Annotated in this window: 25 protein-coding genes, 2 pseudogenes and 1 riboswitch; of the genes and pseudogenes, 12 read left to right on the top strand and 15 right to left on the bottom strand. The window is 42.0% G+C overall.

Annotation, left to right across the window (positions count from 1 at the left end):
* Nucleotides 1-33 precede the first annotated feature (33 nt).
* Nucleotides 34-846: a YfkD famly protein gene (locus ACFX4H_RS21490; RefSeq protein ID WP_034305665.1), complete on the bottom strand. Its 813-nt coding sequence runs from the start codon at nucleotides 844-846 to the stop codon at nucleotides 34-36.
* 461 nt (nucleotides 847-1,307) lie between these two features.
* Nucleotides 1,308-2,366, bottom strand: a complete 1,059-nt coding sequence (cax, locus tag ACFX4H_RS21485) for a calcium/proton exchanger (protein WP_034306474.1) — start codon at nucleotides 2,364-2,366, stop codon at nucleotides 1,308-1,310.
* Nucleotides 2,367-2,555: 189 nt separating this feature from the next.
* Between cax and ACFX4H_RS21480 the strand changes: the two genes are divergently transcribed.
* Nucleotides 2,556-3,722, top strand: a complete 1,167-nt coding sequence (locus tag ACFX4H_RS21480) for an MFS transporter (protein ID WP_377436170.1) — start codon at nucleotides 2,556-2,558, stop codon at nucleotides 3,720-3,722.
* A gap of 332 nt (nucleotides 3,723-4,054) precedes the next feature.
* The gene (locus ACFX4H_RS21475) at nucleotides 4,055-5,974 is read left to right on the top strand and encodes a heavy metal translocating P-type ATPase (RefSeq protein WP_377436169.1); all 1,920 of its coding nucleotides are present in this window, start codon (nucleotides 4,055-4,057) and stop codon (nucleotides 5,972-5,974) included.
* Nucleotides 5,975-6,203: 229 nt separating this feature from the next.
* On the opposite strand, the gene ACFX4H_RS21470 is transcribed toward ACFX4H_RS21475, so the two are convergent.
* The gene (locus ACFX4H_RS21470) at nucleotides 6,204-7,043 is read right to left on the bottom strand and encodes a YihY/virulence factor BrkB family protein (protein WP_063577426.1); all 840 of its coding nucleotides are present in this window, start codon (nucleotides 7,041-7,043) and stop codon (nucleotides 6,204-6,206) included.
* Between the two features lie 16 nt (nucleotides 7,044-7,059).
* A complete protein-coding gene (locus tag ACFX4H_RS21465) occupies nucleotides 7,060-7,452 on the bottom strand; it encodes a hypothetical protein (RefSeq protein ID WP_048685126.1) in 393 nt (130 codons plus the stop codon).
* A 231-nt stretch (nucleotides 7,453-7,683) separates the two neighbouring features.
* Between ACFX4H_RS21465 and ACFX4H_RS21460 the strand changes: the two genes are divergently transcribed.
* The 4 genes from ACFX4H_RS21460 (at nucleotide 7,684) to ACFX4H_RS21445 (ending at nucleotide 10,029) form a co-directional block, all read left to right on the top strand.
* Nucleotides 7,684-7,908, top strand: a complete 225-nt coding sequence (locus ACFX4H_RS21460) for a DUF1128 domain-containing protein (RefSeq protein ID WP_034305672.1) — start codon at nucleotides 7,684-7,686, stop codon at nucleotides 7,906-7,908.
* 97 nt (nucleotides 7,909-8,005) lie between these two features.
* A complete protein-coding gene (locus tag ACFX4H_RS21455; RefSeq protein ID WP_377436168.1) occupies nucleotides 8,006-9,271 on the top strand; it encodes a molybdopterin molybdotransferase MoeA in 1,266 nt (421 codons plus the stop codon).
* Nucleotides 9,259-9,774 (top strand): molybdopterin-guanine dinucleotide biosynthesis protein B, encoded by a 516-nt coding sequence (mobB, locus tag ACFX4H_RS21450; protein WP_377436167.1) that lies wholly within the window; start codon nucleotides 9,259-9,261, stop codon nucleotides 9,772-9,774. The genes ACFX4H_RS21455 and mobB overlap by 13 nt, the downstream gene beginning before the upstream one ends.
* A 12-nt stretch (nucleotides 9,775-9,786) precedes the next feature.
* Nucleotides 9,787-10,029 (top strand): DUF2164 domain-containing protein, encoded by a 243-nt coding sequence (locus tag ACFX4H_RS21445; RefSeq protein WP_034305676.1) that lies wholly within the window; start codon nucleotides 9,787-9,789, stop codon nucleotides 10,027-10,029.
* Between the two features lie 40 nt (nucleotides 10,030-10,069).
* Here ACFX4H_RS21445 and map read toward each other — a convergent pair whose 3' ends face one another.
* From map to ACFX4H_RS21415, 6 genes and pseudogenes are all read right to left on the bottom strand, one after another.
* Nucleotides 10,070-10,816 (bottom strand): type I methionyl aminopeptidase, encoded by a 747-nt coding sequence (gene map, locus ACFX4H_RS21440; protein WP_034305678.1) that lies wholly within the window; start codon nucleotides 10,814-10,816, stop codon nucleotides 10,070-10,072.
* A gap of 106 nt (nucleotides 10,817-10,922) precedes the next feature.
* Entirely contained in the window at nucleotides 10,923-11,438 is a 516-nt protein-coding gene (locus tag ACFX4H_RS21435) for a type 1 glutamine amidotransferase domain-containing protein (protein WP_034305681.1), read from the bottom strand.
* A 127-nt stretch (nucleotides 11,439-11,565) separates the two neighbouring features.
* A complete protein-coding gene (locus ACFX4H_RS21430) occupies nucleotides 11,566-11,817 on the bottom strand; it encodes a late competence development ComFB family protein (RefSeq protein ID WP_377436196.1) in 252 nt (83 codons plus the stop codon).
* Nucleotides 11,818-11,886: 69 nt separating this feature from the next.
* Nucleotides 11,887-12,643: pseudogene (gene motB / locus ACFX4H_RS21425) on the bottom strand (flagellar motor protein MotB).
* A complete protein-coding gene (motA, locus tag ACFX4H_RS21420) occupies nucleotides 12,636-13,427 on the bottom strand; it encodes a flagellar motor stator protein MotA (protein ID WP_377436166.1) in 792 nt (263 codons plus the stop codon). The pseudogene motB and the gene motA overlap by 8 nt, the downstream one beginning before the upstream one ends.
* 384 nt (nucleotides 13,428-13,811) lie before the next feature.
* Entirely contained in the window at nucleotides 13,812-14,909 is a 1,098-nt protein-coding gene (locus ACFX4H_RS21415) for an AbrB family transcriptional regulator (RefSeq protein WP_377436165.1), read from the bottom strand.
* 276 nt (nucleotides 14,910-15,185) lie between these two features.
* On the opposite strand from ACFX4H_RS21415, the gene mreBH reads away from it, so the two are divergent.
* The 5 genes from mreBH to ACFX4H_RS21390 all read left to right on the top strand — a co-directional run bounded on the left by mreBH (nucleotide 15,186) and on the right by ACFX4H_RS21390 (nucleotide 20,042).
* Nucleotides 15,186-16,193, top strand: coding sequence for a rod-share determining protein MreBH (gene mreBH, locus ACFX4H_RS21410; RefSeq protein ID WP_057278618.1), 1,008 nt, complete (start codon nucleotides 15,186-15,188; stop codon nucleotides 16,191-16,193).
* Between the two features lie 268 nt (nucleotides 16,194-16,461).
* The gene (locus ACFX4H_RS21405; protein WP_034305689.1) at nucleotides 16,462-17,025 is read left to right on the top strand and encodes a tyrosine-type recombinase/integrase; all 564 of its coding nucleotides are present in this window, start codon (nucleotides 16,462-16,464) and stop codon (nucleotides 17,023-17,025) included.
* A 52-nt stretch (nucleotides 17,026-17,077) separates the two neighbouring features.
* Nucleotides 17,078-17,575 carry a cation:proton antiporter regulatory subunit gene (locus ACFX4H_RS21400; protein WP_034305691.1) on the top strand — a complete coding sequence of 166 codons (498 nt, stop codon included), beginning with the start codon at nucleotides 17,078-17,080 and terminating at the stop codon, nucleotides 17,573-17,575.
* 6 nt (nucleotides 17,576-17,581) lie between these two features.
* The gene (locus ACFX4H_RS21395; protein ID WP_063577434.1) at nucleotides 17,582-18,808 is read left to right on the top strand and encodes a cation:proton antiporter; all 1,227 of its coding nucleotides are present in this window, start codon (nucleotides 17,582-17,584) and stop codon (nucleotides 18,806-18,808) included.
* 367 nt (nucleotides 18,809-19,175) lie between these two features.
* Nucleotides 19,176-20,042 carry a YihY/virulence factor BrkB family protein gene (locus ACFX4H_RS21390; RefSeq protein ID WP_057278615.1) on the top strand — a complete coding sequence of 289 codons (867 nt, stop codon included), beginning with the start codon at nucleotides 19,176-19,178 and terminating at the stop codon, nucleotides 20,040-20,042.
* Nucleotides 20,043-20,090: 48 nt separating this feature from the next.
* Here ACFX4H_RS21390 and ACFX4H_RS21385 read toward each other — a convergent pair whose 3' ends face one another.
* The 4 genes and pseudogenes from ACFX4H_RS21385 to ribE all read right to left on the bottom strand — a co-directional run bounded on the left by ACFX4H_RS21385 (nucleotide 20,091) and on the right by ribE (nucleotide 23,506).
* Complete coding sequence (locus ACFX4H_RS21385) at nucleotides 20,091-21,257, bottom strand: DHH family phosphoesterase (RefSeq protein ID WP_377436164.1); 1,167 nt, start codon at nucleotides 21,255-21,257, stop codon at nucleotides 20,091-20,093.
* Between the two features lie 404 nt (nucleotides 21,258-21,661).
* Nucleotides 21,662-22,132 (bottom strand): 6,7-dimethyl-8-ribityllumazine synthase, encoded by a 471-nt coding sequence (gene ribH, locus ACFX4H_RS21380; RefSeq protein ID WP_034305700.1) that lies wholly within the window; start codon nucleotides 22,130-22,132, stop codon nucleotides 21,662-21,664.
* Between the two features lie 78 nt (nucleotides 22,133-22,210).
* Nucleotides 22,211-22,849 (bottom strand): annotated as a pseudogene (ribB, locus tag ACFX4H_RS21375) (3,4-dihydroxy-2-butanone-4-phosphate synthase); the annotation flags it as partial.
* Between the two features lie 18 nt (nucleotides 22,850-22,867).
* Nucleotides 22,868-23,506, bottom strand: a complete 639-nt coding sequence (ribE, locus tag ACFX4H_RS21370; protein ID WP_034305702.1) for a riboflavin synthase — start codon at nucleotides 23,504-23,506, stop codon at nucleotides 22,868-22,870.
* 146 nt (nucleotides 23,507-23,652) lie between these two features.
* Nucleotides 23,653-23,784, bottom strand: a riboswitch (FMN riboswitch).
* Between the two features lie 201 nt (nucleotides 23,785-23,985).
* Here ribE and ACFX4H_RS21365 point away from each other — a divergent pair.
* Entirely contained in the window at nucleotides 23,986-24,723 is a 738-nt protein-coding gene (locus ACFX4H_RS21365; protein WP_241637261.1) for a TspO/MBR family protein, read from the top strand.
* On the opposite strand, the gene megL is transcribed toward ACFX4H_RS21365, so the two are convergent.
* A complete protein-coding gene (gene megL / locus ACFX4H_RS21360) occupies nucleotides 24,720-25,895 on the bottom strand; it encodes a methionine gamma-lyase (protein WP_377436163.1) in 1,176 nt (391 codons plus the stop codon). The genes ACFX4H_RS21365 and megL overlap by 4 nt on opposite strands.
* Nucleotides 25,896-25,924 lie beyond the last annotated feature (29 nt).

Genomic DNA, 25,924 nt, shown 5'->3' with positions numbered 1-25,924 from the left:
AGAAAAACTCGCCAATCCGGCGAGTTTTTCAATTTACCTGGGTTGCTGTGAGACTGTAAAACTGAAGGAAACATGGTCCTGAACCGGTATCCATGCACCGATGCCTTGGGAAGTGATGTTCTTTATCGTAATGGTTCTTTTATTTCCTTTTAGGTTCAAATACACTTCCCCATATGTGACCTTGCCTTTTTCATTTACGGCGGAAGCAAAACTGGATAAGTAACCAATCCTATTTGACGCAACATTGTATACTTGATCTTTTTTCGTACCAGCTCCAATGATCGTTTCAAAAGCCAAAGGCAAATTCGTTTTCTCGGTGGCTTTTAACAGCATCATCTTTTGAACATCCTCAGCCTTAGGAATTTTCGCCGTCAGACCGCCACTCACTGCCTTCTGACTTTCCTGGACATAACGGATCTTATATGGAACTTCACCGCCGCGATTATCATAGTAATTCGTATTGATTTTTTGGTATTCCCAGTTTGGTGCCGTTTCCGAAGACTCATAATTCAAGGCCCAATGACCAAGGTAAATGGTCGCCCTGTATCCAAAAGCAAGCGGGGCCTTTGCAATTGCGGATTCATTCAACATTTGGATGAGTTCTGGATTTTCAATCTTGATATCCGACGATTCGATCAATTGTTCGGCAAGATTACTTGGCTGCAGCATCGGAAGATCCTGGGTCGGGTTCGGATACGTATTCTCCTTTGCAATATTCAATACGGAAGGAGGGATATTCACCTTATTCGGATTTGCTTTGACTTCTGGTATATCTGCTGCAAAACTTACATTCGCCTGTATGAAGGCAATTAGGGCAATCATCGTAATAAGAATAGTTCTTCTCATGCTGTCGCACTCCTTTTGAGGGGTTCAATCATTTGTTTATAGATTTTGTTTTTAGCCAACATTCTATACATTTCATTCAGATTTCAACTTTGTAATGAATTTGTAAAGTTCAGAATATTTACTTTTCTTTTCAAATCGGTTATACTTAATTTACATTATAAAAAGGAGGCGAAATCGTTCATACCTATTAAACCTTCAGGAGGTATGCTTATCGAACAATCCATGACACCCTTTTAAAGGATGACAGAAAACGAATTCGCCAATACTTAAATCTGATGTAAAAGGATGGTGTGACACTCTAGAATATTTTCTCAACTTTTACAAAAGCATGATGAAAAATTTTGGAATAACTTATGAATGGTAATTTACTAATATAGAAATGACTCTGCTAAATCTAACCTGAGCAGAGTCATTTTTATTTTATTAAAAGAAAGACCTTCCACATCGGAAGGCCTGCATTCTTATAATAAGTAAAATCCAATTCCCATAATGAAGTAAGCAGCCAATAAGGTAAGGCCTTCAAACCAGTTCGTTTCCCCGTCATTGGAAATCATGATCATCAAGAAGACTGCTGTAACCATGGAAATCAGTTCTGGCAGTGTGAAGACGAGCGGCATATGCGTTGGATACATTAACGAAATAAGTACGAGTACAGGAGCTACGAACATCGCTACTTGAAGCGTGGAACCGACGGCTATCTCCACTGCGACATCCATTTTGTTTTTATAGGCCATTATGACGGCGGACGCATGCTCTGCCGCGTTACCCACGATTGCAACGATAATGACACCGATGAATAACTCCGACCATCCGAAGGTTTCCCCCACTTCGCTGAACGTATGGACAAGTTTCTCCGATACGTACGCAACAGCCAATGTAGCGGCAGCAAGTATTATAATTGCCTTTTTCCTGCTCCACTCCGGTACTTCCTCCTCATGTTCCTCGGGTTTCTCCGTATGCTGATATACCCCGCGGTGAGTCACCAATTTAAAGAATAATGCAGCAAGATATAATAAGATCAGTATAATGGAAATTCCTACACTTAACGACATCGTGCTTGATTCACTCATGTCTTGTGTGAATACTTCCGGTATGACAAAGGCTACAATAACCGCAAAAATCAATAGACCGGCATTATGTCTCGCATCGAATACATTAAACTTCTGCCGTTTGTATTTAGTCCCTCCGACAAAAAATGAAAGGCCTGCCACCAACAATAAGTTCCCTAATACGGAACCAGTCAAAGAAGCCAACACGACCCCCACAAGCCCCGCCTTTAATGAAAAGATGGATATGATCAATTCCACTGCATTCCCAAAGGTTGCATTCAAAAGACCGCCAATCCTTGGTCCCATGACGATCGCTAAGCTTTCAGTCGCCCGGCCCATGAAGCCTGCAAGCGCGACGATGGTTAAGCAATATACGATGAACATGATCACACTCGGCCAATGCAAAAATGACCCGATGACAGATATAGGGACTCCCAGCAGGACAAGCCCCAAAAATATTTTATTCACGATACTTCTCCTCACAATCCTATAGTTCTTTTTATGTAACAAAAACTATCATACAAAATCTTCGGGCGAAGACAAAGGAAAGTTTTATCATCTCCTCTCTCCTTGTCAATATTTACCCAAATTTCTATTGCTTAATCCTCTTCCTAAGATGTAACATCAAGAAGGTATACATTTCTTAGGAGACTTGATTTTATGAATAATAAATTGCTTTTTAGCGTTTTAATCTTAATTGTCGGCATATCGGGGTTTTCTCAAGGGATGCTTCTGCCGATCATTGCCATCATTTTTGAAAATGACGGAATTAGTTCATCCCTGAACGGGTTTCATGCAGCCTCGCTTTATATTGGAATTCTGTTGATTTCTCCTTTTATGGAAGCACCCCTCCGTAAATACGGCTATAAGCCTTTGATAGTATTTGGCGGGATAACGGTCATTCTATCGCTTGCCTTATTTCCTGTTTGGAAATCATTCTGGTTTTGGTTTGTCCTTCGTTTCTTCATTGGAATCGGCGATCATACACTTCACTTTGCTACCCAGACCTGGATCACTGCCATTTCACCTAAAACGAAGCGCGGAAGGAATCTCGCCATTTATGGACTTTTCTTCAGTCTTGGCTTCATGGTAGGCCCGCTGATGACGAAGCTTCTCGAGATTAATCAGTCTTTGCCTTTCATCATCACATCCATACTTAGCCTTCTGGCTTGGTCTGCTGTTTTCCTTATTAGAAACGAACTTCCTGAACAGGATGATTCCGAAAGCACCTCATTCCTGGGCACACTCAAAAGGTTTACGAAAGTGAGCCGCATAGCTTGGGTCGCATTTTTGCTTCCGTTCACATTCGGCGTGCTTGAGGCATCATTGAATAGCAATTTTCCTGTATTCGCCCTGCGTTCCGGAATCGATTTAACCGCAGTTTCCATCATCATTCCGGCATTTTCCGCGGGGACCCTACTTACCCAGATTCCCTTGGGGATGATAAGTGACCGTTTTGGACGGCGAAAGACCTTGCTGACGATCCTTTTTTCAGGGTTTGCCATATTCACGCTTGCAGGGATTTATTCCTATTCAGTGCTTGGTCTATTCATCTGCTTTATGTTTGGCGGAATGATGGTTGGTTCGACTTTCTCGCTGGGAATCAGTTATATGGCAGATCTTTTGCCTCGAAACCTATTACCTGCAGGAAATTTATTATGCAGTATTTTCTTTAGTCTCGGCAGCATCGGCGGTCCATTTTTTGGCGGCCTTGTCATTGATCATATCCAAGGCGGGAATTTTTTCTACATGATCAGCATCATGCTTTTCCTTGTCTTCATTTCATTGGCCTTGTTTAAGGAGAAAATGCCTGCTTCAGTTATGTAATATAGTTTATTATCTGGACTACTTCTTTTATTATTCAATTTGACCGGTATTTATCAAGAGTGCCTGTATATTGGAGATTCGATACTTTATATTTTTTACTAGATTAGAATCATTCTTCTTTATTTCTGAATAGGATATGTGGTAATATAATATTAACAAAAGGGACATCACCTTAATAAACCTTTGAAAACATTGCTGTCATCGCAATTACGATGGCAGCTTTCATATTTTATCCAGAGAAATGACGTTGATTATCTTTCTCAATTAGATATAAAGCAAATGATAATCTATATCATCTACACAAAATAGAGAAGAATGTGGGAGGGAATCTTATGACTACAGATACTAAACATTTAACCCAACCGGCTACATGCAAAACCACTTGGTTGGAAAAAGCAAAACCTCATTTAGAACTTATTGCTGCATTATTCAGCGGTTTATTAATAGTTTTAGGCTGGGCCCTTTCAAAGAACGGAATGGAGTCCGCTTCCATCGTCATTTACTTAGCCTCTTTCTTGATTGGCGGATATGCCAAGGCAAAAGAAGGCATAGAAGATACGATTGCCGACCGAGAATTGAATGTTGAGATGCTGATGATTTTTGCGGCCATCGGTTCTGCTGTCATCGGATACTGGACGGAAGGTGCCATTTTGATTTTCATCTTCGCTTTAAGCGGCGCCCTTGAGACATACACGATGAATAAAAGCCATAAAGAAATTTCGGCACTTATGGACTTGCAGCCTGAAGAAGCGCTGCGCATCACTAACGGATATGAAGAAACCGTGTCCGTTTCCCAGTTGCATGTCGGGGATCTGATTTTAGTGAAACCGGGTGAGAGAGTTCCTTCAGATGGAAAAATCACGGACGGACGTACCAATATCGATGAAGCCGCCATTACTGGCGAATCCATACCAGTCAGTAAATCATTGGATGATGAAGTTTTCGCTGGAACGGTTAATCTCCGTGGTACGATTACCGTGGAAATCACCAAACCGGCAAGTGAAACACTATTTCAAAAAATAATCACTCTCGTTCAATCCGCACAAAGTGAAAAGTCCCCTTCCCAGTTGTTCATTGAACGGTTTGAAGGGACTTATGTAAAAGTGGTATTGACGGTTGTCGGTTTGATGATGTTCGTACCCCATTTTCTATTGGAGTGGAGCTGGACCGAAACATTCTACAGGGCGATGATCCTGCTCGTTGTCGCTTCTCCTTGCGCCCTTGTGGCCTCTATTATGCCTGCTACACTTTCAGCCATTTCAAATGGTGCTCGTCATGGCATTTTGTTTAAAGGCGGCATCCACCTTGAGAATCTAGGTAACCTGCAGGCAATTGCTTTGGATAAAACCGGTACATTGACAAAAGGAAAACCAGAAGTAACGGATGTCATTATCCGCGAAGATTTAAACGAAGAAGATTTCTTATTTCACATTGCATCTGTTGAAAATTATTCGAACCACCCTTTGGCAACTTCGATCGTTCGTTATGCCAAAACGAAATTGCAAAGAGATATCATTAAACCGGTTAACATGGAAGATATCTCCGGTAATGGGGTTCAAGCATACATCAATGGCGTGCTTTGGCAAGTCGGAAAAGCTGATTTCGTCGGTCGCAGTGAAGCAGAACGATTCCAAAATGGCATTGCGCTGACATTGGCTGAACAAGGTAAGACAATCGTGTATGCTAAAGATGATCACGGAATTGCCGGTATACTCACTTTGAAAGATGTCGTGCGTGATGAAACCGTAACAGCCATCGAAGCTTTGAGGAATGAGGGCATCCATACCGTCATGCTGACAGGCGATGGTGAAAAAACGGCTAAAGCGATTGCCTCGGAGAGCCATATTGATGCATATATTGCCGAATGCCTGCCAGAAACGAAAGTGACTGAAGTGAAAAAGCTTAAAGAACATTTTGGCACTGTAGCGATGGTTGGGGATGGCATCAATGATGCACCTGCTCTGGCAACAGCATCTGTTGGTATTGCAATGGGGGAAGGAACGGATGTTGCCTTGGAAACAGCGGATGTCGTTCTGATGAAGAATGACCTGCCGCGCATCGCGGAAGCTGTCAAATTATCCAAGAAGATGAATCGGATCATCAAACAAAACGTCATCTTTTCCATTTCGGTCATCATGATTCTGATAGCATCCAATTTCCTTCAATTCCTGGACCTCCCATATGGCGTCATTGGCCATGAAGGAAGCACAATCCTCGTTATACTGAACAGCTTAAGACTTTTGAGAAACTAAACCATGAAAAAGGAGCCATCCAAGGCTCCCTTTTTTTATGTTCATTTAATGATATCCGTTCTTACCGTTTGCAGAACCTGATGTTTTATGGTTCGAACCTTTATTTTTTCCTTTTTGTTTTGTGCCGCCATCCTTTTTACTCATGAAAGAACTCCTCCTCTTTAAAATTGTCATTTCTTGAATAGTATCCGCAGCATGATAATCCGCTATTACGGAAACTCCAGGAAGCTCATGCACATTCTGGCTTTTTCCTTTCACTAATGAGCGCATTTATTTCCCCGCCCAGTATGATGATGAGGCCCGATAAATAAAACCAGACCATTAATACGATTATCCCTCCAAGACTTCCATATGTTGCGGAATAATTAGCGAAGTTCTCCACATAAAATGAAAACAAAAAAGAAGCGAGGCTCCATCCTGCTGTTGCAAAGATTGCACCAGGCAGTACGGTTATGCACTTTAGCTTAATGTTGGGCGCAATCCAATAAAGGATGGTGAACACAATTAAAAATACAAGCGTACTGACCACCCAGCGAAGTTGGTTCCAAATCGTAAGAAATTCATCGGATTGTCCAATTTCGGCAAATAGGAACACTCCGATCTGTTTTCCGAATACCGGCAGCAATAAAACGACAATAAAAACAAAAATCATCGCTAAAGTGAGAAGAATCGACATTCCCCGGGAAATAAAGAAAGTTCGACTTTCTTTTACACCATATGCATGGTTAAATGCTTTAATGATTGCATTCATCCCATTCGATGCCGACCATATCGTTCCTATGACACCAAACGACAATAAAGTCCCATTCGCTTCCAACACTTCCGATAGGTTAGCTTCAATAATTTTCATCGAATCGTCAGGAGCATATGTACGGACGGTATTTAATATATCTTCTTGTGAAAATGGCAGATAGGCCAATAAAGTGAATAAAAAAATAAGCAACGGAAACAGGGAAAGTAAGAAGAAATAAGACAGCTGTGCGGCAAGCCCCGACACATCATCGACCTGTAACCGTTTTACCAAAGTCTTGAAGAATGAGCCTTTCAGCCATTCTTTTTTATTGGCCATACCCCCACCCCATTTTCTAATTTAAGGAAATTCGTTCGTGGTCTCTAGAAGACGGCTCTTCTTCCTCTGCAGTAAAAACTTCCTTCGTCTCCATCACCACTTGGGCAACTTGTGATGGAATATCTTTCATTTCCTCAACCTTTTGGGAAATGAAGGATACATCTTCGGAAATTTTTTCAACAGTGGAACGGACCTTGGATGATGTCTCACGTACTTGTGTAAGCACCCCATTGGGATTCTTCACGAATTCCTTCATATTACTCATGCAGCTTTTGCTGTTTTCCAATACAGAATAACGCGTTTGCTTGTCAAAAAGGCTTATTGCCGCCCCAGCTAACGCCCCAATAAAGACCGCTTGCATAAACTTACTTTTCTTGGCACACTTATATTCTTCTCGAATGTTGCTCATATATTCTCCTCCTCGTCATATATTAGTTGATGGATAATGGTAGCTCTCTCCATTATACAATGTTTAAAAAAGTTTTTTCCTATCTTTTCCCGAACTCTCTCACTTTAAAACGCAAAGATCACCAAGATTATCGGGGGGCAAGCTTCATATCCCACCCGAATACTCATTGACTTCCAGCGGTAATCATGCAAAGATGAAAATAATTTAGGAACGTATGAAAGGATGAAGGAAATGGATTTAACGCAAAACACAGCTGAAAGTGTCGAGTTTATGATCGAGGCAATCAAGGATAAATTAAAAGTAATGAACTTCGGTGCAATCAAATCAACTCATTTTGATATTGAAATGTACGAAGAACTGCACGATATTTATACAATGGTGATGAAAAAAACGAATTTCAGTGTCCGTGAAATGGAAGCGATCGCTGAAGAACTTGGAAGACTGCGTAATAAGTAACATTTAAATCCTCCCATACCGGTGAGGATTTTTTTCATTTTCAAAAAAATTCTGCTACATTTGATATAGAAATTGAAAACGGACAGGAGTTGTAGGCATGGTAGAAAAAAGAACGCCCATCAGCATCGCAGAATCAGTGGAAAAAGTGATGAAGCATAAATTAACAGGACATGTGGAACTGATTCCCCTCGAGGACAGCCAAGACCGCTTTTTGGCTCAGGATATTGTAGCTACAAATGATGTTCCGCATTTTAACCGCTCCCCATATGATGGATTCGCCCTCAGGTCCAAGGATACTTCTGAAGGTTCCATAAATAACCCCCTCGAGTTCGAAGTGGTGGAAGAGTTGGCTGCGGGTATGGTATCGACTATTCCCGTTCAAAAAAATCAAGTGGCAAGAATCATGACTGGAGCCCAAATGCCAGCTGAGTGTGATGCCGTAATCATGCTTGAACTTACGAAGGAATTCGAAAAGGACGGAAAGAAGTACATATCATTTAAACGCTCACTTAAGGAAGGCGAAAACGTTTCTTTTCAAGGCGAGGATGCTAAGAAAGGCCATGTTCTTGTAAAAAAAGGAACAGCGATCAATCCAGGGATCATCGGCTTGCTGGCAACATTCGGTTATGCGGAAGTGCCAGTTGCCAGGAAGCCTGTCGTCGGATTATTCGCTACGGGATCGGAACTGCTTGATGTTCATGAACCGTTGCAGCCTGGGAAGATCCGCAACAGCAACTCACATGCCATCTCCGCCCAAATTCGGAGGGCCGGGGGGGAAGTCCGTTTTTATGGAAAGCTTAAGGACGAATTCGAATTAAGCTACGAGGCCATTTCAACTGCTTTGGAGGAAGTGGACCTGCTCATTACAACAGGAGGAGTTTCTGTCGGTGATTTTGACCTTCTTCCGGATATTTATCAAAAGATTGGCGCCGATGTATTATTCAACAAAGTGGCCATGCGCCCCGGCAGCGTGACGACTGTAGCGGTATATAATGACAAATTTTTATTCGGTTTATCCGGCAATCCATCCGCCAGTTATGTCGGCTTTGAACTATTTGCAAGACCGATCATCCGCACCATGCTGTTCTCGGAATATCCGCATTTAAGAAAAGAGACGGCCCAATTGGCAGAGGACTTCTTAAAACCCAATCCATTCTCACGTCTGCTTCGCACCCGATTATTTTACGAATCCGGTCAGTTGAAGGTAATTCCAAGCGGTGTGGATAAATCAAATATTACAACAAGCTTGGCAGGTGCCAATTCACTGACCGTCTTACCTGGGGGGACACGTGGTTTCCAAACGGGAGACTTCGTGGACATCCTGCTCCTCGATGATCAGGAAGGTTCCAAATGGCCTTGGTGAAGCCCTTTATTTTTCAGGTGGTTGGCTACCAAAATAGAGGAAAAACGACCTTCATAACGAATTTAATCAAAAAGCTGCGCGAAGCAAAATTAGAGACAGCCGTTTTAAAACATCATGGACATGGCGGAAAACCAGATGTTACAGGCACGAAGGATTCCAATAAACACTTTCTTGCCGGGGCGGCCGCTTCACTTGTTGAAGGAGATGGAACAATCGAGCTGCTCGGCAATTTCAGGGGGAGCGCCCCTATCACTGAGCTGATTCAATTACTGTGTCTATTTCTCCCTGATGTGATTTTAATTGAAGGGTATAAGCAAGAGGATTTTCCCAAGGTCATTTTAATCAAGGAAGAAAGTGACCTCCCGTTATTGGAACGGCTTACCAATGTCAAGGCAGCGGTGGCTTGGCCCGAATGTTTTGAACGAACCAGGAATCATGCTTCAGTACCTGTCTTCCCTTTGGATTCGGATCAATTCATTACATGGTTTTTAGAACAAATATGAAGGAGTGGGACAATGTTCATTCAATTCCCCATAGAAAAACGCCGCAAAATGATCGAAAGTATCCAAGAATATGTGTATCAGGAACATGGGAAGGAAATCGGTGAAATTGCTGCTGAAAATCACTTGCAGTTCATTTTCGAAAATATCGCTCCCTTTATTTACAATGAAGGGATCAAAGATGCTAAAAAAGTCATGGAGGACAGATTAGGAAATATCGAAGAGGATTTGTATTCATTGGAACGCCCCATTGATTAAAATGAAAAACAGCATCATAATCGATGCTGTTTTTTTATGTTCACTGTTCGGTTAGAATAAGCGGGCCGTTTTTCGTTATGGCAATCGTATGCTCATATTGAGCCGAGTATTTCCCATCTGCAGTGGATGCCGTCCATCCATTCGGGTTCCGGCTTGCTTTATATGTACCTACGTTTACCATTGGCTCGATGGTGAATACCATTCCTTCCTTAAGACGCGGACCTTTATTCGGTAGTCCATAATGCGGAACCTGAGGCTCTTCATGAATGACATTCCCTATCCCGTGTCCGATGAAATCACGAACGACAGAGAAGCCTTCCGCTTCGACATATGTTTGTATGGCATGACCTATATCTCCAATCCGATTGCCTTCCACACATACTTCAATCGCCTTATATAAAGATTCCTTCGTCACATTCACTAAATGTTCGGTTTCCTTAGAAACCTTACCGACCGTATACGTCCAAGCAGAGTCAGCAAGGGCCCCATTATAATTGACGACCATATCAATCGTTACGATATCTCCGTTTTTCAAAGGGGTCTTACGAGGGAATCCATGACAGATTTCTTCATTTATGCTGGCACATGTCGCATACTCATACCCTTTGTAACCCTTTTGTTCCGGCTTCGCACCATGTTTTTTTAAGAATCCTTCAACAAATTCTTCTATTTCCCATGTTGTCACACCAGGAACAATCAACTTTGCAATCTCCCTATGACAAGCTGCCAAAATTTTACCCGATTCATGCATCGCTTGAATTTCACGTGCAGATTTTAATACGATCAATCGTGACACTTCCTTTTTTATTCGTCTCTCCTTTTATTTTACTGCAAAGATTGAAGTATATGAATCCTTTAAAATGAAAAATCCCGGCAGCCGCCGGGATTTTTCATTATTTCAATAGATTGAGCGATTCCCGGTTAAATGCCGGTAGATCTTCAGGAGTCCTGCTGGTTACAAGCTGGTTGCCGCAAACCACGACCTCTTTGTCCAAATATGTGGCACCTGCATACTCCATATCGACTTTAATGGATGTATACCCTGTTGCGTGGCGTCCTTCAAGTGTTTTGGCCGTAATCAGCAACTGCGGTCCATGACAGATCGCAAATACAGGTTTTTTATCATCCATGAACGATTTTGCGAAAGATACGAAGCGTTCGTCAGCACGCAGTTGATCAGGCGAGAACCCACCGGGGATGAATAACGCATCGAAACTTTCCGGTTTCACCGAGTCGATGCTTTCATCAATCTCGACTTCCACCTCCCCTTGTTTCCCTTTAACCGTTTTCCCTTTCACCATTTCAATCGTCGTTACCTTATGGCCAGCTTCTTCAAATGCTTTTGCCGGTTCACTATACTCCGAGTCCTCAAACATATTCGTTACTACACATGCGATTTTTTTACCCATAATCATTCATCTCCTCAATTTTTGATCGAATGAACCTACTTTGCACTTTATTTATGTTCCCTCTGACACTATAAATAAAACACATAATTAATAGTTGACCTTTTGTTTATGAGTAAAATACCGCGAATCAATGTTTAGGGTACTGGCCAACAACGTGTATAGCATTGATGATTCTTTTATTGATCCATTTCCTGTTTTCTTCTGTATTCAAATTCCTAAATATCCTAATCCGACCTACTTCCGTGGTTACATAGTACTTAGACAGGTTATTCAATAATAATGTGATGATGTCATTTTTACATTTCCTGCACGAACAAAATGTTTGGTATTCTATACCTGACATTAAAACCTGCACCCATGTCACAACGATTTCTTCCATCACATTAGTGTATTCTCTTTCCATATATTCCCCTTCAAAAACAAAAAGCCATCCATTCCTGACAGGTTTTCACTCATTTATCGCTGTCCGTGGAACAATTAGGATTTCAACTCTCCGGTTTTTCGCCCTTCCTTTTTTCGTTTCATTGGAAGCAACCGGCTTGAATTCCCCATGTCCTTTAGCACTGAACATTTCGGGATCCAAATCCTTATTTTCGAGGAGAAGTTTCATAAAATTCACGGATCGCATCACACTCAGGTCCCAGTTGGATTCATACTTGGAATTTTTAATAGGAATATTATCGGTATGTCCGCTTACGATGATGTTTCTGGGTAAGTCCATGACCAGTAACCCCGAGATTTCTTTAGCCATTTTACGGTTTTCACTTCTCACCTCGGCCACACCCGATTCGAACAGCACGTTTTCCCTAATTGAAATCAACATACCTTCATCCGTAAGGTTCGTTCCCAATTTATCCGTTAAATCATTTTTTTCTATATAGGCATCTACGCGCTCCTGAACTTCCGTAAGTTCTTCCTGCTCGTTTTTCCCTAGCTTCTCAAGATCTTCTGCACCTGTTCTTTGTTCGGGTGACGTCGGCTCATTGCTGGGGGAATCACTTGGAAAATCCATAAAACCCGTTCCGCTTGTAAAAACCTGGTTAAATACATTGGACAACTGCTGGAACTTTACTGCATCAACCGAACTTGAAGCGAACAAAACGATAAAAAGCGCAAGAAGCAATGTTAAGATATCGGCATAGGGAACCAGCCATGTTTCCATCGATATGCTCTTCTTGCCTTTGTTTCTTTTTGCGCCTAGCCATCATCTCTCACATCGCCTTCCAACCACTTTTTACGATCTCCAGCAGGCAAATATGATGTTAATTTCTGTTCGATCGTTCTCGGCGCTTCCCCTTCGATGATCGATAAAATCCCTTCAATCATCATTTCTTTGATTCTGATTTCCTGCTGCGATTTCCGTTTGAGCTTATTGGCAAATGGATGCCATAACACATACCCCGTGTAAATCCCCATCAAGGTCGCGACGAACGCTGCAGATATGGCATGTCCCAATGCCTCTGTGTCAGCCATATTCCCCAATGCAGCAATCAGCCCGATTACGGCACCCAATACTCCAAGCGTCGGTGCGTATGTACCGGCTTGACTGAAAATCGCCGCCGCACTTAAATGACGTTCTTCCATCGCGTCTATTTCCTCTGCTAAAATATCACGAATATAATCGGCACTCTGACCTTCGACTGCAAGGTTCAAGCCATTTTTCAAAAAGGCATTATCCACCTGATCCGAAATGCTTTCCAAGGCCAATAATCCTTCCTTCCTGGCAATGACCGCCCATTCCGAAAAGGTCTTTATCAAATCTTCCGGCTTTGTCAATTTTTGTTCAAAGAATAAAATCTTGAATATTTTTGGCAGTCTTTTTAATTCCGACAAAGGGAAAGCCGTTACGACAGCAGCTATCGTCCCTACAATGATGATCAAAATAGCCGCCGGATTAATCAGCGCCGTTACACTAACACCTTTCAACACCATTCCGACTAAGATGGCCACAATACCAAGGACTACGCCCAAAACTGATGTTATATCCATAATACTCACCCATTCATTTAAAGTCTCGTCTCCTCCTTATATCGGATGAAGTTCAAAAAAAGTGAGGATTATTTTACTATTCAGTTTCAATTTTCATTAAATCATCATAAAATCTTCCCACCTTATTGCCTGCATGTGCTTATCAACAGCAAAAATATTCCTTCAAGAATGGAACCTCAAGCTGTTCCGTACATGATTTTCTCAAAACATCTGGAATATGCGCATTTATTCGTGGGTTTCACGCTTTTATTCGTGAGTTTCACACTTTTACTCGTGGGTTTCGTGCTTTTACTCGTGAGTTTCATGCTTTTACTCGTGAATTCCGCATATCGCTGACATTTTTTCTCACTCTTCAGTTTTTCCAAAAGAAAAGGACAAAGCCTGTCAGCTTTGTCCCTGTTCTTGTTTTCCATGATTTCTTCCGGCCAGCCATTTTATGATGGGGGACAGAAAAAATAAAATGAATAAGATCCTGAATAAATGAAAGCTTGTGACAACGGATAAATCCACATGCACAGACATGGCTGTGACCGCCATTTCGGCGACGCCGCCTGGCGCCATGCTCAAAAAAAGTTCATTCGCCTGTAAAGATAGGGTCGGGGCAAACTGAATGGAAAGATAATAGCAAAATCCAATCAATAGGACATTACTGACGAATACGGCTCCGAACATCTTTCTAAAAAGTCGGGGATTATCTACCTTCAGTGTGTAGCCTAAATGTGCGCCGATCAGCAATTGCGACAGGTTCAACCAAAAGGCAGGAATCTGCGGGGCACCTGGGCCTGCTAAATTGAATAGTGCTGCGGCCATGAGAGGTCCTAGCAAAAAAGGCAGCGGAAAATTGGCTTTCTTTGTGATGAAAATGAACACTAGCAAGGTTAACAACATCATGATGGCAAATTTCCCATCATATTCAAAAAAGAAAAACGGCCGCTCCGTTATGGCCATTACCGCACCTGGTTCAACTGACATTACATGAGTCACAATCCAAGGGACAATGGAAATTACCAGGATGACCCGCAGTGTTTGCATGAAACCTACAACCGTTTCATCACTATCCTTCATTTCCTCACTTAAGACCACCATCTGGGAAAGACCTCCCGGGAAACTGCCCAGCATGGATGTGCCCAAGGATAAGTTCATTCGTTTTCCGATAAACCAGCCAGTCAACACTGTAAATGAAATGATTGCGATTGTCGTAAAAAGCATTACAGGCAGATATTCAATCATCTCATTTAACGATTGTTTCGTGAATGAACTGCCCAATTGTAAACCTAGAATGACCAATCCAGTACTTCTAAAGGTTTTAGACCAATATAAGTACTTCCTTAACTTCACTTTCGCAATCATCACGACGAATAATGGTCCTAGCATCCATGGCAGGTATATGCCAAGGCTATTAAACGCGTAACCACCGAGGAATGCTAGAAAAGCTGTAAAAATGATTCTAAAACTCTTACTATCGATTAAATTTGCACTCACAAAATTACCTTCTTTATCTAAGCGGTTTTTCATCTATATCTTAACATAAAATAAGTTGGTTCAAAGCTGTCATCCACCCTTGCTTTCGACTGAAGCGAGGAGCGCAGCAGAGATACCTTCTTCAGTGCACTTTTTTATATTTAATCATGTTTTGGCTCCATGAAAAGAAACAGCATGGCACTTCCACCATTTACTAGATTTCCCACCCCCACAAACTCGCAATAAAAGGTAGAATAATATATATAGGGGGTCAAACTCTTATGGAGGGGTGACTAGATGTTATCAAATACAGAAATAGGCATTGACTTAGGAACTGCAAATACGCTAGTTTACAGTAAAAATAAAGGAATCGTATTTAATGAGCCATCTGTGGTGGCCATTGATATAGAGACTAATAAAGTATTGGCAGTCGGTGTTGATGCAAAAAACATGATCGGGAAAACACCCGGCAATATCGTGGCAATCCGTCCGCTTAAGGATGGTGTCATTGCGGATTTTAATGTGACCGCGCAAATGCTTAAGGAAATCATGAAAAAAGCAAGCAAGGCCCTAGGTTTATCGATTCGCAAACCTAGTGTAGTGGTCTGTACACCATCAGGTTCCACTTCAGTTGAGAGAAGGGCCATTCAGGATGCAGTCAAAAGCTGCGGAGCGAAACAGGTCCACCTTATCGAGGAACCGGTAGCGGCAGCAATAGGTGCGGGCCTGCCTGTCGAAGAGCCCGTTGCCAATGTCATCGTTGATATCGGCGGCGGAACGACTGAAGTCGCAATCATTTCTTATGGCGGTGTCGTTTCCTGCAATTCTATCAGAATTGGCGGAGATCAACTGGATGAAGATATCAGCCAATATGTCAGGAAAAAACATAATGTGCTGATTGGGGAAAGAACAGCCGAGGAAATAAAAAAAGAAATCGGCTACGCACTCGTTGAACATTCCGTGATCACCATGGAAGTCAGGGGCCGCGATCTTGTAACCGGGCTACCAAAACCGATTACAATATCATCCACTGACGTCCAGGAAGCCATCCAGGAATCACTTCTTCATATACTGGAAGCAATAAGGGCCACTTTGGAAGATTGTCCTCCTGAATTGAGCGGCGATATCGTCGATCAAGGAGTCATCTTATCCGGCGGGGGTGCACTTCTCAACGGGGTACAGGAATGGCTGACGAATGAAATCGTCGTCCCTGTCAAACTTGCGGATAACCCGCTTGAATCAGTTGCCATCGGAACCGGGCTTTCACTTGAGGTCATTCACAAATTACAAAAAGCCGTGTACTAAAAAGATTAGGAAACCCCAACTTGGGGTTTCTTTTTTTATCATTCCAGACCGATCCCCCCCCCCCATGATGCAAACAGCAATCTCCACATTAAATAACTTCCCGGAAATATTTTACCTCGTTTGAGCAGAGAATAAGGAAAAAGATTTTTTACGTTCGAAAGCAAGCATTACTGATTGGGTAGGCATCACGTGCAGAACTAATCGCATGCAATGTTACATAACTTGTGTTATAATGTAATTATGTTACATTGGTAAGAGGAGAAGATCTATGGAATATGTAGAAGCCTTTAAGGATATCAATCAAATCAGCAAAATAAAAACATACTTACGCGCTCACTCCAGTCGGGATTATTTATTGTTTGTACTCGGCATCAATACAGGTATGAAGATAAATGAAATGCTCGAAATCACCGTCGCCAGCGTTCTGGATGAAACGGGCAAAATCAAGGAGTACTATGAGCAACGGACGGAAAGTGACGAAGTCAACCAAATTTATTTGAACCTGAAAGTCCGTACCGCCTTACAAGAATACCTTAAAGGCTCGAAGGTTATCGAAGGTCAGTTTTTATTTCTTTCCCCTAAGACAAAAAAGCCGATTACACGTCAACAGGCGCACCGAATCATCCATGATGCTGTTGAAGGTGCAGGGCTGACAGGCAAATTCGGAGCAAGTTCGATGCGTAAGACTTTTGGCTACCATGCCTATAAACAAGGAGTGTCTCTGGCCTTGATACAGAAGCACTACCATCATTCCAGTCCATCGGAGACATTAAAATACATCGGTTTATCCAAGGAGAAGAAATTCAAGACGAATATTGACGTTAACTTATAAACATTCTGCTATCTTCTATTAACTCTAACCAACATTTTAAGGAGGAATTCCAGTGAAAATTAGAGAAAGTGAACTTCCTGGTATTGGTCAAAAATTCGAAATCATAACGAGAAATGATGAAAAGTTAGTAATCGTCATTCACGATGATGGCCGTCGGGAATTATACCATTTTGATAATGAACATGAGGACGTCATATCGAGCATCACCCTTAATGATCAGGAATCCCGGCAACTGGCTTCCATCATAGGCGGCATGGTCTATAAACCACAAGCACTTGAAACAATTGAAATGTCATTGGGTGACTTGGTGATCGAATGGTTCAAAGTCGAACCCGGTTCAAAGGCCATCAATCAAACGATCGGTTCGATTGATATCAGGAGCAATTATAACGTGACCGTCATCGCCCATTCTAAAAAAGGCAAAAAACAACTGAATAATCCTGGTCCAGACTCCATCATCGAAACAGGCGACACCCTTGTAATATCCGGTGAAAGAAAAGATATTCGTAACTTGATAAGAGAATTATTGACCGACGAAAGGAGTGACTAAGCTCATATGGATCATTTAGTCTTTGAAGTGGGAACTGCCCTACTTCTAGTGGCATTAGCCGCTCTCGTTGCAGGTAAATTCAAAATATCAAATGTTCCGCTATTAATTATCATCGGGATGCTCGTTGGACCCCATGCCCCGCACTTCGGATTAATTGACCTGCGTTTCATTGAAAGTGATGAAATCATAGCATTCCTCGGTCGTGTCGGTATTCTATTCCTTCTGTTTTACCTTGGGCTTGAATTTTCCGTCAAAAAGCTTATGAAGTCAGGGAAAAATATCGTGACAGGCGGAACCTATTACATTTTAATCAACGTGGGAATGGCCTTGCTGTATGGTTTCCTGCTAGGTCTTCCATTAAAAGAGGTCCTGATATTAACCGGGATCATCAGTTTTTCTTCAAGTGCCATCGTAGCAAAGGTACTTGTGGACCTTAAAAGGACCGGTAACAATGAAACGGAGTTAATCCTTGGCATCATCATGTTTGAAGATATCTTCCTCGCTGTTTATTTATCAGTCGTATCCGGATTGGTATTAAGCTCTTCTGGTTCCGTTTGGGGAACATTACTTTCTACATTTATCGCGATTGGGTATATGCTGATATTTTTCGTTATCGCCCGGAAAGCATCTGGGGTCCTTAACAAATTATTCAATATAACCTCCGATGAGATTTTTATCATCGTCGTGTTCGCATTACTATTCTTCATCGCCGGTTTCTCGGAAACGATTCATGTTGCGGAAGCCATTGGTGCTTTACTGCTCGGCCTGGTCTTTTCTGAAACGGAGCATAGCGACAGGATCGAGAAACTTGTCATTCCCTTCAGAGACTTCTTCGGGGCCATATTTTTCTTCAGCTTTGGCTTGAGTATCGATCCGACGACCCTTGGCGGAGCTGTCTGGATGGTTCTTGGTGCCGTAATCATCACCATAATCGGTAACTTTGCAGCTGGTATGATTGCCGGACGCAAATCCGGTTTATCTCACAGAGCTTCCGCAAACATCGGTTTAACGATCGTTTCACGCGGCGAATTCTCCATCATTTTAGCCAACTTAGGCATTGCAGGAGGTTTAATGCCTATACTAACCCCGTTTGCAGCACTTTATGTTTTAACCTTAGCGATTCTTGGGCCCATCCTTACAAAAGAATCCAAACACATCTATAATATCCTAAATAAAGTATTCAAATGGACCCCTCCGAAGGTTCAAAAGAAACAGGAAAAAGAAGTCCAATAGAAGAAAAAGGCCGGAAATTTCTTACTGGCCTTTTTTCTGTTTACCTTTCATAACTCACTAACATGATAATACTTGTAAGAAAGCGGGCATAAAATCATACCTAGTAGTAGTATTGGTGCCGTACTAGAAGTTTAAACAGCACCTATTCACAGTTATTCTGGAAACTTTCGAGATTGAGGGATATTTCTTTACTGAGGATTTAAAACTTGCCTCTCTCCAAATTTGTTTTACGGGCTATGTCATTGTCACAAGCTTCTACAAGTGCCCGGATTAGAGGTTACAATTTCTTTTCTTTTGAGGATTAACTTACATGAACAGAGGGAATAGAAGCAGATAACCTAAGTAACTATTCAGGAGTGATGCCCAGATGAATAAGTCGATCCAATTTTCAAAGAAACTTATTAAAGAAATAAAGGAAGATCGTGTGACCGGGCTGGCAGCAGAACAAGCTTATTACTATTTACTGGCACTATTCCCTTTGCTCATATTACTGCTGTCCATATTACCTTATCTGAACATCGATATTCAGACAGCCCTCGACACGATAAAAACCTTCATGCCTGCGGAAACGATGGAAGTCATCGAGAAAAATATCATCAACATATTATCTGAACGGAACGGCGGCTTACTGACCTTTGGTATCCTTGGAACGATATGGTCCGCATCCAACGGAATGAACGCGTTCATCCATTCCATGAATATCGCCTATGATGTGGAAGAAACAAGGAATTTCATTAAAGCCCGCTTCATTTCCATTATACTGACATTAGGCCTGGTTGTAGCATTCATCGTCATGTTAGGTCTCCCCGTCTTTGGAAAGGTCATCATCGAATTATTACAGCAGGTCATTCCGATCCCAGAAGAAACGCAAATCTTATTCAGCTTATTACGGTGGGTCATCGCGGTTGTGGTCATCTCACTTGTCCTGGCCTTTTTATATCGCTTTGCACCGAATAAAAGTTTTCCCATTAAACATGTCATCCCTGGCGCAGTTACCGCAACAGTACTTTGGCTGGGAATATCACTTGGATTTTCATTCTATGTCAGTAACTTTGCCAACTACTCTTCCACTTACGGCAGTTTAGGAGGCGTCATCATATTGATGCTATGGCTGTATTTAAGTGGTTTGATTTTTGTGATCGGCGGAGAAATCAATGCAATTCTTCATCGCCAAAATTCCATTCCAAAAAAACAGTCACGCACGATCGTTCATCCTGTCCCGCTTAAAAGATAAAATCAAGATTGAAAAGCGGCTGTCCCATTCGGACAGCCGCTTTTCTAATTAACCCTTATTGACAAACTCTTCATATCTTTCATCATGGGCCAGCCATGCAGCATATTTCCGCTTCATGTATTTTTCCGCTTCCGCAAATGCATCGAATGTTTTTTTCTGTTGTTTTCCGTTGATTTCAACAATCCATTCCTCTTCTTCATCTTCATAGATGAATATATCCTGTTTGTCTCTTGTTGAATATAGGCAACCCTCTGGGGATCCTTTTATATTCAATTGATTCTTATGTGCGTCTCGTTTAAGGGGCTCGGCATAGAAGGTCTTTTCGACATATTGGCTATATGCCTTTTCGGACATCGTACAACCGGCGGCTTTTTGGTGGCCTCCACCATCGTACTTGCCAGCAACCTCAGAAACATCTATATCATCGTGGATTGTCCGGAAGCTGATTCTTTTGCTTCCTACCATCAGGATGGCTATATAATCCAGATGTGAGAACTCCTTCGACAGTTCATTTCCCAATTCCGAGTGGTATGACTCTGCATGGACCACACCAGCTGTATGGGGACCGACCGTAGCTTGATAAACTTCTCTTTTTTTCCTGTTTATGTACCGGTCCACTCGACTCTCTTCAACATTCAGAAGCGTTTGCTCCACTTCGTCAAAAGTGAAACTTTCAGCCGTGGACAGCTTATTTGCGATTTTCATTTCGAATTCCTCTATCGGAATCATGAAAAACAGGTCATTCAATCGCTTTGCCGTTGTATTTTTATTGACTTCCCATTCCCAAGTATCATATTGACGGACCAATTCAACGAATTCAGCGACAATGGTTGAAGGTTCCAGCAATTTATTTTCAACTGCATACTGATAGAATAATGATGTGGCTGCCGTCTGTTTACCATCTTCCTGTTCGACAGTTACAGATGCCCAATCATGTTCGTTCAAATGCAGTGCTGACTTATGATGATCGATCAGCAGCGCCTTGCCTCCATCTTCCACAAACTGGGTAATCATTTTTTCATTATCTTCATCAACCGATAGATCAGTAACGATCAATGTATCTTCAATCTTGGCCTGTTCAAGAAATGCGCCTACATTCTGATTAAGGCGACCAATTGAATTATAACTAACAACTACTTCATCTCCGAATGCCAGCTTAGCTACAATGCCGCACCCGACTCCATCCAAATCATTATGTGTAAAGAGATGGTACACACAAACCCCTCCTAATAACTAATAAATTTACTTTTCCCTAAAGACATGAATTTCAATTGCAATCTTTACAATTGTAGCATAATCATATCTGCATATTTTATCATGCTTCCATTACGTGACGCTTTTGCTCGTTTTTTTTTCGAGGGATTACCTAATGATTCCTTATTACCCATAATTTATAATAATAAATAATGAAAAAACACATTACTTTGAAATCGGGGTATTTCCATTGAAGGAGTTTCGGTGAGGTCGAAGAGCAGCATTAGCTAATCGATCAATGGCTAACTTTACGAACTTTAAAGAATTGCCAGATGGTTGAAGAAAGTTGACTCAATCAGACCACGATCCGGCACATCAAAAAAAAGCCGCAGGAATGTTATCCCCCGCGGCTTCCTTATGTGAAATCACTGTTCAATCAATTTTCCAAGGTTGGCCATTTCAATTGCACTAACGGCCGCTTCATAGCCTTTGTTACCTGATTTTGTTCCAGCACGTTCAATCGCTTGTTCAATATTCTCAGTTGTCAGCAAACCGAAGATAACCGGTACACCTGTTTCCAAAGAAACGGAAGCCATGCCTTTAGCTGCTTCATTGCAGACATAATCATAATGTGAAGTAGCACCCCTGATTACCGTTCCAAGACCGATTACCGCATCATATTTACCTGTATTCACAAGTTTCTTAGCAATTAACGGAAGTTCAAAAGCACCCGGGACCCACGCGATGTCAACATCATTCTCATCAACGCCATGACGCTTAAGGCCATCCATTGCCCCTCCTAAAAGCTTGCTTGTGATAAACTCATTAAATCTTCCTACCACGATTCCTACTTTCAATCCTGATCCGATTAATTGTGCTTCAATAGTTTTCCCCATGTCCAATTCCTCCTAATTTTTAAAAACAATAATTTTTTTCATGTTAAGATTTCATTCCTTAAAAATCCGTCAAGCTTTCGGGATGTTCAGTTCAAGTTCCTGTTTCCCGATTGGATCATTATGTTGAAGATACCGAATCAAATCGGCTATCGTAATGAACTTCAGGTTGAATTTATCAGCGATGACTTCTAAATCGGATACGCGGGCCATCGATCCATCTTCATTCATGATCTCACAAATTACACCGGCTGGGGCGGCACCGCATAACTTCGCCAAGTCCACCGATGCCTCCGTATGTCCTGCCCTTCTTAATACGCCGCCTTCTTTAGCGACTATCGGAAAAGTGTGACCTGGCCTTTGGAAATCTTCAGCGACCGAATCTTCATTAAGAAGCTCAAGGATGGTCAAGGAACGTTCAAAAGCACTGATTCCTGTAGAGGTGCTTTTATGATCGACACTCACCGTAAAAGCAGTGCCATGATGATCGGTATTTTCGCCTACCATAGGATGCAGTTTCAATTTTGCTGCCAGTTGTTCAGTGATGGTCGTACAAATCAAACCACGTCCATGAGTCGCCATGAAATTAATCGCTTCCGGTGTCGCCTTTTCGGCCAACACTACAAAATCCCCTTCATTTTCACGGTCTTCATCATCGGACACGATTACTACCTTGCCAGCCTTCAAATCTTCTATTGCTTCTTCTATTGTATGGAACATCATTACACCGCCCTTTTATTAGAATCCATGCTCTGCCAAAAACTCTAAATTCAGTCCTGGTTTTGGATTGCCATTTTTCATTTGATGTATTATATATTTCCCAATCATGTCGTTTTCGATGTTAACGATATCGCCAGCCGCTTTTTGTCCCAATATGGTGTCCTGATGAGTCAATGGAATCAATGATACCGTCAAAAGGTTCCTTTCGATCCCAAATATCGTCAAGCTTGTTCCATCAATGGCCACGGAACCTTTTGGAATGCAAAAGGCACTAAGCCCTTCTTCCAGTTGGATTACATAATATACGGCATTTTCTTTCCGTTCTTTTTTTATGATCGTTCCGGTTCCGTCGATATGACCTGAAACAAAATGACCGCCAAATCTTCCCTGTGCACTCATGGCTCGTTCGAGATTAACAGGTGATCCCAATTTTAACGTCCGGATCGAGGAAGCTTTGACCGTTTCCGGCATCACGTCGACCGTAAATAAACTTTTCGTGAAGGACGTTACCGTTAAGCAGACCCCGTTGACTGAAATACTATCCCCCAGATGCACATCTTCAAGGATTTTTTCAGAACGAATCGATAACTCCATACTGCTTTTTCCTTTTTTCAAGGAATGTACGGTACCGATATCCTCAATGATTCCCGTAAACATGTTTTTCCCCCTTTTATAAAATATAAAAAACCCCTTAGGATGGCCTAAGGGGTTAGCAGGAGAAATGAGTGAAAAAAATTGTATACCTAAAAAGCCTAATATTTTCATTTTCGAAAAATTAGGCGTACGTATACACTTGGGTTCCACACGTCCTTCTCCCATCCAGACTGTACTGTCGGCTTTGGAATCTCACCAAATCCTGCCTTTTAACAGGCTCGCGGGCTTAGAATTTCTTCATCACCGCCGGTTGGGATTTTCACCCGACCCCGAAGGACTAAAATAATATGAATCTTTGAATATTTTATCACCATAAAGTGAAGATGTAAAATTTCTAACCTTAAATGGTTCAATTGTTACAGGAACTTCCTATCTTTATGTAAAAATGATCCCCATTAACCCCGATGTGCTCCAAAAAGGTTAGGCAGGCTTAATATGTGGAATAGGATTAGAGAATCACAATTCATATAAGGAGGAAGACCATGCTTATTTCCATCATCAACCTGATTTTCTATCTGTTCGTCGTCACGATGAATTTTTCAGCCAATTTCCTGCCATTGAACGGCCAGACATCAGGAGAGATTTCCGATAAACTTAATGTCCTTTTCACTCCTGCCGGATATGTATTTTCCATATGGGGCTTGATCTATTTCCTGCTCGCCATCTGGGTATTCAGGCAGTTTTTAAGTAAACATCAAAACAGCCCTGCTTATAAGGCATCCTTCCCTTGGTTCGCTTTAAGCTGTGTCTTGAATGGCGCTTGGCTTTTAGCTTGGCACTATGAACACTTTTTGTTATCCGTATTCATCATCATTGCTCTTTTGGCTACTTTAATGGTCATTTATACAAGCATAAAAAAAGTGGGACACACTACTTTCGACCTATTTCCGTTCTCCGTTTATACAGGCTGGGTAAGTGTCGCAACTATAGCTGACATTTCTTATTACCTAACCTATATCAAATGGGACGGTTTTGGGGTTTCCGAATCAACTTGGACGATCGTCCTGCTGATTGCAGCAACAACCCTGGCCTTTGTCTTCGCAGGTAAAAACCGGGATTGGTGCTATCCTCTCGTATTCGTTTGGGCGTTCATAGGCATCGGGATACGAAATAGCTCCGCCTATCCTATAATCACGGACATTTCTTATATCCTCGCTGCCATCACTTTTATCATCTCCATAACCATCTTCATAAAAAGTAGAAGGAATATGGTAGCCTAAAATGCTTGCTGAAGATCTTGCCATACATCCTGCCAAGCTTCTAGACCAACAGAGAGACGGACCAGCTGGTCACTGATGCCCATTTGTTCCCTTGAAGCTTCAGGAACGGCAGAATGCGTCATGGTAGCGGGATGCTGGATCAATGTTTCGGCATCCCCAAGACTTACGGCAATTTTAATTAGATTCAATTTATTGAGGAATTCCTGCGCATCCTGTTTTGTGCCATGCAATTGGAAAGAGATAAGGCCGCCGCCATGTTTCATCTGTTTCTGCATGATATAATGATCCGGGGAAGCATCATCACCTGGATAATATACCTTTTTCACCTTTGGATGTTTCTTAAGTTCATGAAAGATTGCCATTGCATTGGCCGAATGACGGTCCATCCTGACGGGCAAGGTCTTTAACCCCCGCAATAGTAGCCAGGCGTCGAATGGTGAAATGATTCCACCGATATCTTTCTGTGTAGTCCCAGCTATATGATTCATGAATTCCTTTTTGCCGACGACAAGTCCCGCAACGACATCCCCATGCCCGCAAAGATATTTCGTAGCGCTATGAAGGACAATATCACAGCCATACTCAAGCGGTCTCTGTAGGTATGGCGTCGAAAACGTATTATCGACTACGACCGTCACATTATATTCCTTCGCAATCCTTACCACCATCTGTAAGTCAATCATTTTCATCGTCGGATTGATCGGGGTTTCTACATAGATGCAGGTCGTTTCCGGCCGGATCATTTTCCTGACCTGTTCTTCAGTATCCATTTCACAAAAATCATGAGTGATCCGGTATTTATTTTTCATTAGCTGCAGAAGGCCGAATGTACAACCATATAACCCCTGAGAGCAGAGGATGTGATCATCTGTTTTAGTTAACGCAAAAAGTACTGCTGAAACGGCTGCCATGCCTGAACCGAAAGCAAGGCCAGCTTCCCCGCCTTCCAGTGCGGCAATCTTTTCTTCAAGCACTTGTACCGTTGGATTTCCAAGGCGAGAATAAATATATCCATCTTCGATACCGGCAAAACGCCTCTCCCCTTGCTCGGCATTTTCGAAAGTGAATGTTGAGGTTTGGAATAAAGGTGTTGCCAAGCTTCCCAAATGCTTCTTCGAGTCATATCCTTCATGGATGACTGCCGTTTCAAATTGTTTATACTTTCTTGTCATGCCGTCTCCTCCTAACCTATGTCTATTGC

Origin of the sequence: Peribacillus sp. YIM B13477 (genome assembly GCF_042787955.1) — a bacterium.
GTDB lineage: Bacteria > Bacillota > Bacilli > Bacillales > DSM-1321 > Peribacillus > Peribacillus frigoritolerans.
This window is presented reverse-complemented; position numbering and strand designations above follow the sequence as displayed.

Coding starts and splice junctions, on each gene's coding strand:
- ACFX4H_RS21480 (WP_377436170.1), top strand. CDS start 2,556: ATGAATAATAAATTGCTTTTTAGCGTTTTAATCTTAATTGTCGGCATA.
- mreBH (WP_057278618.1), top strand. CDS start 15,186: ATGTTATCAAATACAGAAATAGGCATTGACTTAGGAACTGCAAATACG.
- mobB (WP_377436167.1), top strand. CDS start 9,259: ATGGCCTTGGTGAAGCCCTTTATTTTTCAGGTGGTTGGCTACCAAAAT.
- ACFX4H_RS21435 (WP_034305681.1), bottom strand. CDS start 11,438: ATGGGTAAAAAAATCGCATGTGTAGTAACGAATATGTTTGAGGACTCG.
- ACFX4H_RS21455 (WP_377436168.1), top strand. CDS start 8,006: ATGGTAGAAAAAAGAACGCCCATCAGCATCGCAGAATCAGTGGAAAAA.
- ribE (WP_034305702.1), bottom strand. CDS start 23,506: ATGTTTACGGGAATCATTGAGGATATCGGTACCGTACATTCCTTGAAA.
- ACFX4H_RS21445 (WP_034305676.1), top strand. CDS start 9,787: ATGTTCATTCAATTCCCCATAGAAAAACGCCGCAAAATGATCGAAAGT.
- ACFX4H_RS21395 (WP_063577434.1), top strand. CDS start 17,582: ATGGATCATTTAGTCTTTGAAGTGGGAACTGCCCTACTTCTAGTGGCA.
- motA (WP_377436166.1), bottom strand. CDS start 13,427: ATGGATATAACATCAGTTTTGGGCGTAGTCCTTGGTATTGTGGCCATC.
- ACFX4H_RS21465 (WP_048685126.1), bottom strand. CDS start 7,452: ATGAGCAACATTCGAGAAGAATATAAGTGTGCCAAGAAAAGTAAGTTT.
- ACFX4H_RS21475 (WP_377436169.1), top strand. CDS start 4,055: ATGACTACAGATACTAAACATTTAACCCAACCGGCTACATGCAAAACC.
- ACFX4H_RS21430 (WP_377436196.1), bottom strand. CDS start 11,817: ATGGAAGAAATCGTTGTGACATGGGTGCAGGTTTTAATGTCAGGTATA.
- ACFX4H_RS21390 (WP_057278615.1), top strand. CDS start 19,176: ATGAATAAGTCGATCCAATTTTCAAAGAAACTTATTAAAGAAATAAAG.
- ribH (WP_034305700.1), bottom strand. CDS start 22,132: ATGGGGAAAACTATTGAAGCACAATTAATCGGATCAGGATTGAAAGTA.
- ACFX4H_RS21470 (WP_063577426.1), bottom strand. CDS start 7,043: ATGGCCAATAAAAAAGAATGGCTGAAAGGCTCATTCTTCAAGACTTTG.
- ACFX4H_RS21460 (WP_034305672.1), top strand. CDS start 7,684: ATGGATTTAACGCAAAACACAGCTGAAAGTGTCGAGTTTATGATCGAG.
- ACFX4H_RS21405 (WP_034305689.1), top strand. CDS start 16,462: ATGGAATATGTAGAAGCCTTTAAGGATATCAATCAAATCAGCAAAATA.
- megL (WP_377436163.1), bottom strand. CDS start 25,895: ATGACAAGAAAGTATAAACAATTTGAAACGGCAGTCATCCATGAAGGA.
- ACFX4H_RS21365 (WP_241637261.1), top strand. CDS start 23,986: ATGCTTATTTCCATCATCAACCTGATTTTCTATCTGTTCGTCGTCACG.
- ACFX4H_RS21490 (WP_034305665.1), bottom strand. CDS start 846: ATGAGAAGAACTATTCTTATTACGATGATTGCCCTAATTGCCTTCATA.